The 13,957-nt window shown below is 66.9% G+C and carries 13 protein-coding genes and 3 pseudogenes; 7 read left to right on the top strand and 9 right to left on the bottom strand.

Going from position 1 to position 13,957, the window contains the following annotated elements; all coding sequences use genetic code 11:
- Window positions 1-15: 15 nt before the first annotated feature.
- The 3 genes from B0T44_RS12635 to B0T44_RS12645 are packed head-to-tail and all read left to right on the top strand — an operon-like array spanning window position 16 to window position 2,113.
- The gene (locus tag B0T44_RS12635; RefSeq protein WP_077115283.1) at window positions 16-654 is read left to right on the top strand and encodes a DUF4097 family beta strand repeat-containing protein; all 639 of its coding nucleotides are present in this window, start codon (window positions 16-18) and stop codon (window positions 652-654) included.
- Window positions 655-663: 9 nt separating this feature from the next.
- On the top strand, window positions 664-861 hold the full coding sequence (locus B0T44_RS12640) for a ferredoxin (RefSeq protein WP_342749213.1): 198 nt from the start codon (window positions 664-666) through the stop codon (window positions 859-861).
- Between the two features lie 31 nt (window positions 862-892).
- A complete protein-coding gene (locus tag B0T44_RS12645) occupies window positions 893-2,113 on the top strand; it encodes a cytochrome P450 (RefSeq protein ID WP_077115284.1) in 1,221 nt (406 codons plus the stop codon).
- A 151-nt stretch (window positions 2,114-2,264) separates the two neighbouring features.
- On the opposite strand, the gene dmpG is transcribed toward B0T44_RS12645, so the two are convergent.
- From dmpG to B0T44_RS12675, 6 genes are all read right to left on the bottom strand, one after another.
- The gene (gene dmpG, locus B0T44_RS12650) at window positions 2,265-3,302 is read right to left on the bottom strand and encodes a 4-hydroxy-2-oxovalerate aldolase (protein WP_077115285.1); all 1,038 of its coding nucleotides are present in this window, start codon (window positions 3,300-3,302) and stop codon (window positions 2,265-2,267) included.
- Window positions 3,299-4,264 (bottom strand): acetaldehyde dehydrogenase (acetylating), encoded by a 966-nt coding sequence (locus B0T44_RS12655; RefSeq protein ID WP_077115286.1) that lies wholly within the window; start codon window positions 4,262-4,264, stop codon window positions 3,299-3,301. The genes dmpG and B0T44_RS12655 overlap by 4 nt, the downstream gene beginning before the upstream one ends.
- Window positions 4,261-5,097: a 2-keto-4-pentenoate hydratase gene (locus tag B0T44_RS12660; protein ID WP_254854142.1), complete on the bottom strand. Its 837-nt coding sequence runs from the start codon at window positions 5,095-5,097 to the stop codon at window positions 4,261-4,263. The genes B0T44_RS12655 and B0T44_RS12660 overlap by 4 nt, the downstream gene beginning before the upstream one ends.
- A 63-nt stretch (window positions 5,098-5,160) precedes the next feature.
- Complete coding sequence (locus tag B0T44_RS12665; RefSeq protein ID WP_077115288.1) at window positions 5,161-6,012, bottom strand: alpha/beta fold hydrolase; 852 nt, start codon at window positions 6,010-6,012, stop codon at window positions 5,161-5,163.
- Window positions 6,012-6,956, bottom strand: coding sequence for a VOC family protein (locus B0T44_RS12670; RefSeq protein ID WP_077115289.1), 945 nt, complete (start codon window positions 6,954-6,956; stop codon window positions 6,012-6,014). The genes B0T44_RS12665 and B0T44_RS12670 overlap by 1 nt, the downstream gene beginning before the upstream one ends.
- 30 nt (window positions 6,957-6,986) lie before the next feature.
- Window positions 6,987-8,534 (bottom strand): bifunctional 3-(3-hydroxy-phenyl)propionate/3-hydroxycinnamic acid hydroxylase, encoded by a 1,548-nt coding sequence (locus tag B0T44_RS12675; RefSeq protein WP_077115290.1) that lies wholly within the window; start codon window positions 8,532-8,534, stop codon window positions 6,987-6,989.
- Between the two features lie 194 nt (window positions 8,535-8,728).
- On the opposite strand from B0T44_RS12675, the gene B0T44_RS12680 reads away from it, so the two are divergent.
- Window positions 8,729-9,394 carry a TetR/AcrR family transcriptional regulator gene (locus B0T44_RS12680; RefSeq protein ID WP_077115291.1) on the top strand — a complete coding sequence of 222 codons (666 nt, stop codon included), beginning with the start codon at window positions 8,729-8,731 and terminating at the stop codon, window positions 9,392-9,394.
- Window positions 9,395-9,407: 13 nt separating this feature from the next.
- On the opposite strand, the pseudogene B0T44_RS27545 reads toward B0T44_RS12680, so the two are convergent.
- From B0T44_RS27545 to B0T44_RS28560, 3 genes and pseudogenes are all read right to left on the bottom strand, one after another.
- Window positions 9,408-9,584 (bottom strand): annotated as a pseudogene (locus B0T44_RS27545) (IclR family transcriptional regulator domain-containing protein); the annotation flags it as partial.
- 77 nt (window positions 9,585-9,661) lie between these two features.
- A pseudogene (locus tag B0T44_RS28705) lies at window positions 9,662-9,889 on the bottom strand (IclR family transcriptional regulator domain-containing protein); the annotation flags it as partial.
- 18 nt (window positions 9,890-9,907) lie between these two features.
- Window positions 9,908-10,069 carry a helix-turn-helix domain-containing protein gene (locus B0T44_RS28560; RefSeq protein ID WP_217697451.1) on the bottom strand — a complete coding sequence of 54 codons (162 nt, stop codon included), beginning with the start codon at window positions 10,067-10,069 and terminating at the stop codon, window positions 9,908-9,910.
- Window positions 10,070-10,169: 100 nt separating this feature from the next.
- Here B0T44_RS28560 and B0T44_RS12690 point away from each other — a divergent pair, with 100 nt between their 5' ends.
- The 3 genes and pseudogenes from B0T44_RS12690 to B0T44_RS28710 all read left to right on the top strand — a co-directional run.
- Entirely contained in the window at window positions 10,170-10,775 is a 606-nt protein-coding gene (locus B0T44_RS12690) for a TetR/AcrR family transcriptional regulator (protein ID WP_175647946.1), read from the top strand.
- Between the two features lie 94 nt (window positions 10,776-10,869).
- A complete protein-coding gene (locus B0T44_RS12695) occupies window positions 10,870-11,760 on the top strand; it encodes an alpha/beta hydrolase (RefSeq protein WP_077115293.1) in 891 nt (296 codons plus the stop codon).
- Between the two features lie 969 nt (window positions 11,761-12,729).
- Window positions 12,730-13,953 (top strand): annotated as a pseudogene (locus B0T44_RS28710) (beta-ketoacyl synthase N-terminal-like domain-containing protein); the annotation flags it as partial.
- Between the last annotated feature and the right edge of the window lie 4 nt (window positions 13,954-13,957).

Here is a 13,957-nt window from a genome sequence, read left to right on the forward strand (position 1 = left end):
CTCGAGGAGACAACCATGTACACCTTCCACACCCCGCAGCCGATCGCCGTCACCGTCGATGTCCTGGCCGCCGACGTCACCGTCATCGGATCTGATCGCACCGACAGCGTCGTGGTGGTCCGGCCCGCCGACGAGTCCAAGAAAGCCGATGTGCGTGCCGCCGAGCAGACCGTGGTCGAGTTCGCCGGGGACGTCCTGAGCGTGACCACGCCGAAGACCTGGCGCACCTACACCCCGTTCGGCGGGAACCCGGCGATCGCGGTGACCATCGAGGTCCCCGCGGGCTCCGAGCTGACGAGCACCACCGGTGTCGGCCGGGTGCTCGGCGTCGGCGAGCTCGGCCACTGCGAGCTGACGGTGTCGCTGGGCGACATCACCGTCGAGCGTCCGCAGGGGTCGGTGACCGCGAAGACCGCCAAGGGCGACATCCGCATCGGCGCCGCGGTCCGCGGCGAGCTCCGGCTGGAGACCTCGGTCGGTGAGCTCGAGGTGGGTATCCGTCCCGGCAGCGCAGCACGGCTGGAGACCGACGCCCCGCTCGGCAGCGTGCAGAAAACGTTGGCACCGGTTGGTGCGGAGCCAGCGGACACCGTGCGAGTGTTCGCGCGGAACGCGCTCGGCGACATCATCATCCGGCACGCCGACGCCGCATAGGACACGACTGTGCTGGAACTGCATGTGGACCGGGAGCGCTGCATCGGCGCAGGCATGTGCGCGCTGACCGCTCCCGCGGTATTCGACCAGGACCCCGACGACGGCCGGGTGCTGCCGCCGGCTCGCACTCCCGCAGGGGAGTGGGAGCCGGCGGTCCGCGAGGCCGTCCTGTTGTGCCCGTCCGGGGCGATCACCGTCCGTGACTAGACCCGATTCTGCTACCCGACAAGGAAATCCGATGACAGAAACCGTTTCCGTGCCGCACGGCCTTCCCCTGCAGCGCGACGCGGGCCCGTTCGACCCGCCGAGCGAGATCACCCGGCTGCGCGCGGTCCGCCCGGTCAGCCCGCTGATCTTCCCCAACGGCCACGAAGGCTGGCTGGTCACCGGCTACGAGGCAGTGCGCAGGCTGATGGCCGACACCCGGTTCAGCTCCCGCCAAGACCTCGGCATCGTGCACGTGCCCTACGAGACACCGGGCATGCCGGTCGCTACCGAGCCGTCGCCGCAGATCCCCGGTCTGTTCGTCGCGATGGACCCGCCGGACCACACCCGGTTGCGGCGCAAGCTCACCGGCGCGTTCACCGTCCGGCGGATGCGGGCGCTGGAAGAGCACATCGCCGAGATCGTGGAGCAGCATCTCGACGCCATGGAGCGGCTCACCCCGCCGATCGACCTGGTCGCGGAGTTCGCGCTGCCGGTGCCGTCGCTGGTGATCTGCGAGCTGCTCGGCGTGCCCTATGAGGATCGGGCGACCTTCCAGGTCAACTCCGCCAAGTTCCTGGTCAAAGACCAGACGCTGGAGGAGAAGATGGGCGCGTTCGGCGCGATGAACATGTACCTGGCCGAGCTGGTCACCCGCAAGCGGGCCGAACCCGGTGAGGACATCCTGTCCGACCTGGCCCGCGACCCCGATCTCGGCGTCGACGAGCTGACCGGCATCGCCTTCCTGCTGCTGCTCGCCGGGCACGAGACCACCGCGAACATGCTGTCGCTCGGCACCTTCGCGTTGCTGGAGCACCCCGAGCAGCTGGCGCACCTGCACGCCGATCCGGAGCTGATCCCCAATGCGGTCGAGGAACTGCTGCGCTACCTGTCCGTTGCCGATATCTTCTACCGCTACGCCACCGACGATATCGAACTGTGCGGCGAGACGATCCCCGCCGGATCGACCGTCGTCGTCTCGCTACTGGCCGCCAACCGCGACCCGCTGCGTTTCGACGATCCCGACCGGCTCGACGTCTACCGCAAGGCCCGCGGTCACACGACCTTCGGCCACGGCATCCACCAGTGCCTCGGTCAACAGCTGGCCCGCATCGAGATGCGCGCCGGTTTCGCAGGCCTGCTCCGCCGCTTCCCGACCTTGTCGCTCGCCGTCCCCGCAGCCGAGGTGAAGCTGCGGACCGACATGAACATCTATGGGGTGCACGAGCTGCCGGTCACCTGGGCGGCCGGGTAGCGACAACCAGGAGGCGGATCTCGGCGTTTCGGGAGTCTCGTTGTCACCGACGGCTCGGTTCCGGCGCCGTCGGTGAGTTGCGTCGGCGAGCGCGGCCGGGTTGCCCTGCTTGCAGCTCGCGAGCGGCCCGGGGCGCTGGAACCGCTCTCGGTCAGGTGACCTGCGACCGCTGGGCCAGCCGCAGGTTCGACATTGTGGTGAGGGCGATGTCGTGAATCATGTCTTCCTGTCCACCGACCAGCCCGCGGCGGCCGCATTCCATGAGTAGGTCCCGGACGTCGAGGTCGTATCGCTCTGCGGCGATTTCGGCGTGCCGGAGGAACGAGGAGTAGACGCCGGCGTAGCCCAGGGTGAGGGTCTCCCGGTCGACCCGGACCGGACGGTCCTGTAAGGGGCGGACGATGTCGTCGGCGGCGTCCTGCAGTTTGAACAGGTCGCAACGGTGTTCGAAGCCGGAGAGATTCGCGACGGCGATGAACGCCTCGATCGGGCAGTTCCCGGCGCCGGCGCCGTGGCCGGCCAGCGAGGCGTCGACTCGATACACACCGTTTTCTACACCGACGACGGAGTTCGCGACCGAGAGCGAAAGGTTTTCGTGGGCGTGGATGCCGATCTCAGTAGCCGGATCGAGCACGTCGCGGTAGGCCCTCGCTCGAGCCGTGACATCGTTCATGGTGAGCCGGCCACCGGAGTCGGTCACGTAAACGCAGTGGGCGCCATAAGATTCCATCAGTCGGGCCTGCCGCGCGAGTTCGGCCGGTTCGGCCATGTGAGACAGCATCAGGAACCCGGAGACGTCCATGCCGAGCTCGCGCGCGGCCGCGATGTGCTGTGCGGAGATATCGGCCTCGGTGCAATGGGTGGCGATCCGCACCGACCGGACGCCCAGCTCGTAGGCGTGCTTCAGGTCGTGGACGGTGCCGACGCCCGGCAGTAGCAATGTGGTGAGCCGGGCGTGCTTCAGGACCGACGCGGCGGCCTCGATCCAGGTCCAATCGGTGTGCGAGCCGGGACCGTAGTTCACCGAGCCGCCGGCCAGGCCGTCGCCGTGGGCGACTTCGATCGCGTCGACTCCGGCCTCGTCCAGTGCGATGACGATGCGCCGGACGTCCTCAGGGGTGATGCGGTGGCGGACGGCGTGCATACCGTCTCGGAGGGTGACGTCCTGGACGAAGATCGGCGTGTTCATACCGATACCTCCTGCAGCTTGCCGGCGGCGATACCTTCGGCGACCTGGACGGCGGCCGAGGTCATGATGTCGAGGTTGCCTGCGTAGGCCGGGAGATAGTGGGCGGCGCCCTCGACTTCGAGGAACACCGACACCTGGTGCGTCGGCCGCTGCGCGCCCGGCGTGAGCAACGTCTCGACCGGCTGGTCAGCGGGGACCGGGGTGATCTGGACCTGCTGCCCGAGCCGGTAGCCCGGTACATAGGCGGCGACATCGGCGACCATCTGCTCGACACCGGCGCGGATCTGCTCGTGCATGGCCACATCCGGGGCGTGCACCAGGCAGAAGACGGTGTCACGCATGATCAGCGGCGGCTCGGCGGGGTTGAGGATGATGATCGCTTTTCCCCGCTCAGCGCCGCCGACCTGCACGATCGCCGCCGACGTTGTCTCGGTGAACTCGTCGATATTGGCGCGGGTGCCCGGACCTGCCGACTTCGAGGCGATGGAGGCAACGATCTCGGCATACCGTACCGGGGCCACCCGCGAGACCGCGGCGACCACCGGGATCGTCGCCTGGCCGCCGCAGGTCACCATGTTGACGTTCGGGGCGTCGAGGTGTTCGGTCAGGTTGACCGCGGGCACCACATACGGTCCGATCGCAGCCGGAGTCAGGTCTATCAGTCGCTTGCCGAACGGGGCCAGCACGGCAGCATTCGCCGTATGTGCCGTGGCCGAGGTGGCGTCGAATACGATCTCGATGTCGTCGAACCCAGGGAGCTCGATCAGCCCGCGCACGCCCTCATGGGTTGTCGGAAACCCGAAGCGGCGAGCTCGTGCCAGTCCATCGGAGTCCGGGTCGATCCCGACCATGGCACCCACCTCCAGATACCGGCTGGTACGCATCACTTTGATCATCAGATCGGTGCCGATATTGCCTGAGCCGATAATCGCCACTCTTATCCTGCGATCGGTTGTCGTCATGGCTCCTCCGCGACGGTGAACGACACCGCGCCGAGATCCGACACGGTGCAGCGAATCGTGTTGCCGGCCACGATCGGACGCATCGGCCCGAGCGCGCCGGAAAGGATGATTTGGCCCGCCCGCAACGGCTCCCCGAGTTCGTGTGCCTGACGGGCCAGCCACACGACGGCCGCGACCGGGTCGCCGAGGCAGTCCTCGCCCGAACCGGTGGACACTTCCACACCGTCGATCGTCATTGCCATGCGGGCCTCGCGGGGTTCGAACTCGTCGAGCCGCCTGCGGGCCCGGCCCAATACAAAAGCGCCCGCCGAAGCGTTGTCGGCGACGGTGTCGCCGAAGCTGATGTCCCATCCCGCGACTCGGCTGCCGCAGATCTCGATCGCCGCGACCGCGTAGTCGATGGCCGCGCGAACCCGGGCATAGCTCAGATCACCCTCGGTGAGGTCCTCGGCCAGCACGAAAGCGATTTCCCCCTCGGCGCGCGGCTGGAGCACCGCATCGGCGGGGACTGCATCGCCATCTGTGAACGCCATGTCGTCGAACAAGTCCCCGAAATCGGGCTGCCCCACTCCCAGCTGCGCCTGGACCGCGGCGGAGGTGAGACCGATCTTGCGGCCGATGAGCTGGGTACCCGCCGCTCGTCGTGCCTCGCTGACCAGCCGTTGGACGGCATACGCCGCACATATGTTGTCGCGTCCGATCAGATCGCGGACGGGCGCCACCGGGACCCCGGTTGCCGTGGCGTTCCGGAGCCGGGCCGCTGCGGTCTCGATGGCCGCGGCGCCGACGGTCAGGGCGGTGCCGGACATGGCGCCAGCCGGGTGATCAGACATGGGGATCGCCTTCCACTGCGGTGAGAATGCAAGCTGCGTTGTGCTGAACGGGATTGCCGGTGCTCAGTTTTCGGCGACGAAACCAGCGACGAGCCGGTTGAATTCCTCGGCGTGCTCGATCATTGCCCAGTGGCCGCAGCGGTTGAGCAGCACCGCCCGGCTATCGGGGATGTGGGCAAGCAGCAAGAGCGTGTTCTCGTAGGACACCACCCGGTCGTCCTTGCCGTGGATCAGCAGCGTGGGTACGGAGATGTCGGCCAGTTTCGAACGGTCGACCCACACTGGGATCGGCGTGCCCTGGGCGAGGCCGGCCACATAGTTGTGGAGGTGTTCGGGGCGTGCCAGCGCGGCGTCGGAGCGGGCCTTGACGAGTTCGGGTGTGGCAAAGCGCGCTTTGTCGTAGGTCATCACTTCGACCAGGCGGCGCATGTTCGCGGGAGAGGGGTCGTGATAGGTCTCGATCAGCACCTTCAACCCCTCGGAAGGACCGTCGCCTGCACCGAACAAGGTCGGTACCTTGCCGATCGGCGGGCCCATTGTGACCAGGTGGGTGACCCGTTCCGGATGGTCGATGGCCAGTCGCAGTGCGGTGTGGCCGCCCATCGAATTGCCGACGAATGCGGCCTTCTCGATACCGAGGGTGTCGAGAAACTGTACCGCCGCCCCGACGTGGTCGAGCCGGTCGACGGTGACCGCGTCCGACTCACCCCAGCCGGGCATGTCGACGGCATAGACATGGAACCGTTCGGCCAGCCCTGGGATGTTGCCGGCGAAGTTGGACCAGCCGGTCGCCCCCGGGCCGCTACCGTGCAGCAGCACGATCGGCTGCGCGTCCACCGGCCCGGCCTCGTAGTAGCGCAGCGTCCAGTCTTGCGTGGTGACCGTGCGGGCCGCCGAGTCCTGCGTGATCGACATCAGTGGATCTCCTCCTTGTGCGCAGTGTTGGTGAACGGCGCGCGGCCGAGCAGTTCGTGGACGACCTCGGGTGCTCGGTGGCCCCAGCTGTGCAGTCGGTCGTGTGTCCGGACTTGCCAGGTCTCGTCGTCGATCAGCAATCCGCCCCAGCCGTATTCGACCGAGAAGCCGGACGGGGTGCGGACGTAGAAGCTGAACATGTTGTCGTTCGGGTGCATGCCCAAGGTCATCTCGAACGGTTGCCCGGCGTCGAGGCAGCGGTCGTATGCCGTGCCGACGTCGCGGATGTCGGTCACCTCGAGCATGAAGTGATGGGTGCGCTTGGGATGCGGCATCTCGCCGAACGCGACCGAATGATGGCGTGGGTTGCAGTGCAGGAAGATCAGGTCCGCCTGGACGCCCGGCGCCAGCTCCTCGACGACGACGTCGCTGATGCGGAAGCCGAGCACGCCCTCGTAGAAAGCCAGGTACTCCTCCCGCGCGACCCCTTTGGCCAGCAGCACCTGGTGCCCTGCACCTCCGGCGCCGGTGACGAATGTGCCGAGCAGAACCTCGGAGCGGAAGGGCGTGGCGGCGTCGGCGAAGCCGGTCACCAGTTCGATGCGGTTACCCATCGGATCGGTCGTCAGCATGATCCGGTCGACGTGGCGGGCGGCGGCCAGGGCGGGGTCGCCCTCGGTGACTTCGGAGCCGGCGGCGCGGAGCCGCTCGGCAAGCTGGTCGAGTGCGGCGCTCGATTCGACCTCGTATCCCGACACGATCAGGTCGTCGGCCGGTCCCTGCTGGACGCGCCAGCGAAATGCCTTCGAGTCGGTGCGAAGCATGAGCGCGTCCGTGGTCTCGTCGCCGAGCTGCATGCCGAGCAGGTCGCAGGCGAACCCCCGCCAGGCGGCAAGGTCGATGGCCTCGTAGACGACGTAGGCGAGTTCTTTCACTCCGGTCATGGTGATGGCTCCTGGGCTGGCGTTGGGTTTTCAGAAGACGGGAACGGCGAGGCCGTGCACGTCGTCGGCCGCGACGAAGCGATCGGGGCGCACCGCAACGGCACGGACGCCGTACCGCTGCAGCCAAGGGCGAACGACGTCGTCGAGATCGACGAGATCGTGCGCGCCCTGCGTATGGGCATTGCGCGGGCGAACCGCCGCGTAACGCGCACCGAGCGCGTCCCACGCTGCCTTCTCCTCGGGAGTGAGGAGGGTGGCCGGGTCGACGTCGTCGCCGAGCAGCACGAAGCGGTCGCCGAGCAGATCGTCGAGCCGGGTCATCCGGCCGGCGGTGTCGCCGACGATCGGTTGCGGCACCATCCGGCCGATGATGCTGGCATCGCCCGTCTCACCGCGGATCCATCCGGCGGTGAGGGTGGGCGGCGCGATCAGCGGCGGCTCGTGCGGCGTCACCAGGCCCTCGGGGACCGCGTTCATCGCCTCGACCTCCGCCGGGGTGGCCTCCTGCTTGATGACGCGGCCGAGCTGGACGGCGATGTCGGTGTAGAACTGGGCGTTGGGCCTGCGTTCGGCCTCGTAGGTGTCCAGCCATTGCTCCGGCAGCATGCCGCTGAGCACCCTGCCGAGCTTCCAGCCGAGGTTGTGGGCATCGCGCATGCCGGTCTGCATGCCGGCGCCTGCCCACGGCGGCATCAAGTGGGCGGCGTCACCGGCGAGGAAGACCCGGCCGTTGCGCCAGGTGTCGGCCATCCGCACATGGTGGCGGTAGAACGCATACCGGTGGATGTGCACATCGGCATCGGTTACCCCGATGGCCTCGAGCAGGGGCCAGACCTCGGCGTCGGTCGGGAAGTCGGCCTCGGACTCCCCGTGCATGAGGGGGATCTCCCACCGGTGATTTCCTCCCGAGAGCGCGATATCGACGACCGGGCGCTTGCTGTCGGTCCAGAAAGTGAGCACATCGCGGTCGGGCCACCAGCGCCGGACCGCGCAGTCGATAACGATCCACAACGTATCGACAGTGTCGCCCACCAGGGTGGAGCCGATCCAGCCGCGGGTTCGCGAGGAGCCGCCGTCGGCGCCGATGGCGTAGCGGGTGCGGAACGTACGGATCTGCCCGGTGGCGGCGTCGGTGGTCGTTATGGTCACCCCGGTCGCATCCTGGTCGACGCCGGTCACCTCCGCGCCGTACTCGACAGTCAGCCGGTCGCTGTATTCATCGGTGGCCGCGCGCAATTCGGCCTCCATAGTCGGCTGGTAGATGTTGTAGAACCGGGGCGTGACACCGAGGGTGCTGGGTGGATGCTCGATCCGCATCACTTCGTGGCCGCCGTAGGTGACCCAGCGCAGCATCCGTTGCGGATCGATGACTTTCTTGATCCGCTCGTCGATGCCGAGGCTCTGGAAGATGCGCATCGTCCAGTCGTTGATGGTGACAGCGCGGGCACGCGGATAGATATCCCGGTCGCGCTCGAAGGCGACAACCGAGGCACCCTGGCGAGCGAGGGTGAGGGCGCCGATCACTCCGGTGGGGCCATATCCGATGATCGCGACGTCGGCGTCGAAATCCTGACTCATGGGGGTCTCCCGGTTCCGCAACCGGCCACTTTCGGACCGATCGTTCCATTCCTTGTCTGTCAGAGTCACATGTGACCGCTGACACGGCCAGCAGATTCCACGATGCAGAACGGGGCAGGTCCCGCCGTATGCGATGCCGGCCCGCATCGCACAGCGTGGTCTGCGGCCGGCTTGGTCCTTCTAGGCTGGCCCGCATGGAGCCCCCTCACCTCAGCGCCGGGATCAACGGGTCGGCCGGCAACCGGCGCGGACGCCGCTCACGTGCGGAGATCCTGGACGCGGCCTCCCGGCTGATGGCCGAACGCGGATACGCCGCCACGACCATCTCGGTCCTGAGCGCCGAGACCGGGTTGCCCAAGAGCGCGATCTATCACCACTTCCACTCCAAGAGTGGCCTGTTGTCGGCGGTGATGGCACACGGCGCCTTCGGCTTCTTTCAGGCAATGGCGCAGGCGCAGGCAGCCCCTCCGGAGGGCGGCACCGTTCGGGAGCGACTCGGCTGGTTCCTCCGGAGCACCGGAGAAGTGTTCCTGAACCACGCGGACTTCCTGCGGCTGCACCTGATTCTTCTCATGAGCGCGGAGGTGGCCGAGGCAGAGGTGGGCTCGATGATCGAGCAGGTCCGCCGAGACGGACGCAGGCACATGAACCGCATGATCGCCCAGGCATTCGCGGCCGAGGGGCCCGAGATCGCGCAGGCGGTCGCCGACGAACTCGACTATTTCGGTATCGCCGGCTTCGACGGCGCCTTCGTCGCCTGGCAGGCCGACCGTTCGCGCGGTCTCGGCGAGCAGCTGGAGCGGCTCGCCGATGCACTGGCCGCGATAGGCGAGCAGACCGCAGCCAGGCACCGCGGCTGAGGCGGGCCAGGCGTCACGTCAGGTCGCGCTCGAGCCGAGCGGCAGCGGCGTGCAACGTGGCGACACACCGGAGCAGGGACTGTTTGTCGTAGCGGATGCTCGGCAGCGAAACCGACAATCCCGCGACAGCGGCGCCGCTACTGTCGCGCACGGCCACACCGACCGCCACCACCCCTCGCCTGGAGCGGCCGTCGTTGACTGCGAACTCGTGCGGCGGACCTTGACCATCTCACGACCCAATTGCTGCAGGTCGGGTGGCTGTTCTGGTCGCTCGACGAAACGTTCGGGAGCGTAGAACGCCTCGGGCTCGGCGGCCGGAAGCTCAGCGAGCAAGACCAACCCCCTGGAGATGCGATGAGCCGGGAACACCATGCCTTCGCGGCTACCCGCCCGAAGCGCGTGGCGGGATTCGACGCTGGCGACGAACCGAACCGTATCGCCGGTCCGGAGGGCCGGATCGGCGGACTCGCCGAGTTGTTCGACGATGCGGCGCAACTGCGGTAGTGCGGAAATTTACGGTTGGGAAGCGGCAGACCGGGAGCGCGCGGCCAGTTCGAGCAGCGGACCGACGCGGTAGAAGCGGTCGGGCTCCTGCACTGCGAAATCACGGTAGATCAGCATCTGCAACAGCCGGTGCGCGGTCGATGCAGCGACCCCGATGCGCTGCGCGACCAGCCGTGCGCGTCGGTCTGGTCAAGGAGAGTGGGAAGCTCCGGCTGGTGCACGTCGCGCCATGTCCGAGAAGGCCGTCATCCCGCCTCGATACTGTGCACCTATGACCGAGAGCACTGTATCCATGCGCACCGGCCGCCCCCGCGACACCCGAGTCGATACTGCGTTGCTGGCGGCGACAGCGGATTTGATCGCCGAGCGCGGATACAGCGCGGTTACTCTGCAGGCGGTCGCAGATGCGGCGGGGACGAGCCGACCGGCGGTGTATCGACGGTATACCGACCTCGCTGATCTGGTTGCGTCCATGCTGATGGAGCGGTTCGGCCTACATCCCGGTGCCGAGGATCTCGGCGGGATCGAAGCGGAACTGCTGGCGATTCAGCAGCATCAGCGGGAGCTGTTCAACGACGTGGTCATGCGTAAGGCCCTTCCCGGGTTGATCGCAGACTTGGCTTGCAGTCCGGAGCTCGCACGGCGGTTTCATGAACGGTTTCTGGGGCCACGCCGGCTTTCGACAGCGTCCATTCTGGAACGTGCGGTCATACGCGGGGAGATCGCCCCGGGGACCGATCCGGAGTGGCTCTGTGATCTGATCACCGGCCCCATGCTGATGCGTGCGATCGTTCCGACATTGGGCCCGATCGATGCGGAACTGGTTCGGCTGACGGTACGTTCAGCGCTCGACGCCGTCGGCTACCGCGAGCGCTGAACCAAGTCATACCGCGTGGTCGAATTTATGGTTGACATCACATTTCGGCCACCCTAAATTAGTTACGATTCGTAACGTAATCTAAGGAGCGGGCATGCGGATCGATATCGAGTTCGTCAGCAACGGGGTGACGTTACGTGGCTGGTTGTACCGCCCGGAAACGTCCTCCGGCGAGACCCCCCTGGTGGTGATGACGCATGGTTTCGCCGGCGTCAAGGAATGGGTCGCGCCGTTCGCCGAGGTGTTCAGCGCCGCTGGGCTCGCCTGCCTGGTCTACGACCACCCGGGGTTCGGCACTTCTGATGGCGAACCGCGCTACGAGGTGGACCCGATGACCCAGATCGAGGGTTACCGAGACGCGGTAACCTTCGGCCGCACCTTGGACGGGATCGATCCGGAGCGGATAGCGGTCTGGGGAACGAGTTACGCGGGCGCGCACGTACTGGTCGTGGCTGCCACCGACCGGCGGGTACGGGCCGTCGTGGCCCAGGTGCCGCTGACTGCCGGTTGGGCAACGTTCACCCGGCTGGTCCCCTCGGTCATGCTGCCCACCGTGCACGCGGCCATCGCCGCCGACCGATCCGGACGGCTTGCCGGAAAACCACACGAAACGATCAAAGCGGCCTCGAACGATCCCACGGAGATGGTGGCCATGCCCGGCCTCGAGGTCTACGAATGGCTGATGGCAAACGGTCCGCAGATCCCCACCTGGCGTAACGAGGTGACCCTGTCCAGCGTGGACAAATTCCAATCCTATGCTCCCGAGGCATTCGTATCGCGGGTATCGCCCACCCCGCTGCTCATGGTTGTCGCCGAGCAGGACACGTTGACTCCCACCGAGGTTGCCCTGCGCAGCTACGCTGAGGCCCTCGAACCCAAACAACTCGCGCTGATACCGGGTGGTCATTTCGCCGTATACGGGGAGCAGTTCGAGCGGGCTTCGACTGTTGCACGCGAATTTCTGCTCAGCCGGCTCAACGGCTGACGCCACCGCTGTCATGTCCTCACCCGAGAACAGAAAGGTCTTCCTCGGCGGCCGCGAGCGGGTGGCTCGGGTGAACGCGGTATTCACCTGCCCCGCTGCCGGCACCTGACGGGGATCGTGCTGTGATGGGCGCCGACCTCGCACTCCTCGGGCTGGCCCTCGGGTTGATCGGGCTTACTGTGGCACTGTTCTGGCAGTAGGAGGTGACCACCGCCGCATGGATGTACCTGGAACCCCGCATGATTCGCCGTCTACGTCGCCACTGCCCCGGCGGAATAGGTAGCAAACTGTCGGTGATCACACATGGATCGTGGTCGGGAGCCGGGGAGGCCGAGGCATGCACCCCGCGGACTTTCCACCCAGCTGGAAAACCGATGATCTTGTTCGACCTGCGGCGCTGTCTTGAAGCAGCGTTGAGGCCATGTCTTCAGCCCCGACTTCACGATCCGAAACACGGCCGTTGCTGCCGGTCGGCTCGTCGCTGTCCGATTCCCGATTGTTCCCGGTGAGTTATGACTCCAACCAATAAATACCAGTCGGTTGCATGGACGTGATCGAGCTGGCAAGCTGCTGGCAAGCAGGCGGACGAGATGTCGCAGGCATGCTGTAGGTGAAGGATAGTGAATGAGCGTTGACCAGCCCCGGTCTCGAGCCCGGTGGTACCTGCACCTGTGCCGCGAGGTTGCGGTGACCAGCTTTCAGGGCGGGTAACTCGTTGGACCGAGTTACCCTGACGCTTCTCATCCGGCTGGCTGTTGCCGCCGAAACCGTCGGGAACAGCCCGATTTCCGGCAGGCGAACGCCCCGCTGACCAGCGAAAAATCATGCCATCTATCCGGTGGTTCTCAATCGATCGGAAGCTGACCGATCGGTTGTTGCCGATCCGCTTCGCAACTGACTGACTCACTGAGCCCGGCGTGGTTACGCCCCCGGGTTTCTCCGCCGACCCTGAAACCCGGGATGTGACACGTGGAAACCAACAACAGCGCCTCGTCCGACCGCACACTGGAGTACCTCAAGAAGGTTACGGTCGAATTGCTCACCACCCGGGACGATCTGACCAGGCTGCGGGACAAGCTCGACGAACCGATCGCGATCGTCGGCATGGCGTGCCGCTACCCGGGTGGTGTGGAGTCGCCAGACCACCTGTGGGACCTTGTTCGCTCCGGGGGCGATACCGTCACCGAATTTCCGCGTGACCGCGGCTGGGATGTGGACCGGCTGTACGATCCCGATCCGGATCGGTTCGGCAAGACCTACACCCGGTCCGGCAGCTTCCTACGCGGCGTAGGTGATTTCGATGCCGGCTTCTTCGAGATCGGCCCGCGCGAGGCGGCCGCGATGGATCCGCAGCAGCGGTTGCTGCTGGAAGCGGCGTGGGAGGCGTTGGAGGACGCCGGGATTGATCCGGTGTCCCTGCGAGGCTCCGACACGGGTGTCTACACCGGTGTCATGTATCAGGACTACGACCACACCGCGCGAGCCGCCGGTCCGGCCGCCGAAGGCTACGGCGGTGTCGGTACTTCCGGCAGTGTGGTGTCCGGGCGGGTCGCCTACACCCTCGGCCTGGAAGGGCCTGCCATCACAGTGGACACCGCGTGTTCGTCCTCGCTGGTGGCGATCCACCTGGCGTGCCAGGCACTACGCCGTGGTGAGACATCAATGGTGCTGGCCGGCGGCGTGACGGTCATGTCGACACCCCAGCTGTTCATCGAGTTCGCCCGGCAGCGGGGACTGGCGCCGGACGGCCGATGCAAGGCGTTCTCAGCGGCCGCGGACGGGGCCGGTTGGTCCGAGGGTGTCGGGCTGCTGGTGTTGGAGCGGTTGTCGGATGCCCGGCGGCTGGGGCACAACGTACTGGCGGTGATCCGCGGTTCGGCGGTGAACCAGGATGGTGCCTCGAACGGGTTGACCGCGCCCAACGGCCCCTCCCAGGAGCGGGTGATCTCCGCGGCGCTGGCGGCGGCCGGGCTGTGACCCGCCGATGTGGACGCGGTGGAAGCGCACGGGACCGGTACGGCGCTGGGCGACCCGATCGAGGCGCAGGCGCTCATCGCGACCTACGGACAGGACCGCCCGGAGCCTCTGCGTATCGGGTCGCTGAAGTCGAATATCGGGCACAGTCAGGCGGCCGCCGGGGTGGGCGGGATGATCAAGATGGTGCAGGCGTTGCGGCATGAGGAACTGCCCAAGACGC

It is taken from the genome of Nocardia donostiensis (assembly GCF_002081715.1).
Taxonomy (GTDB): domain Bacteria; phylum Actinomycetota; class Actinomycetes; order Mycobacteriales; family Mycobacteriaceae; genus Nocardia; species Nocardia donostiensis.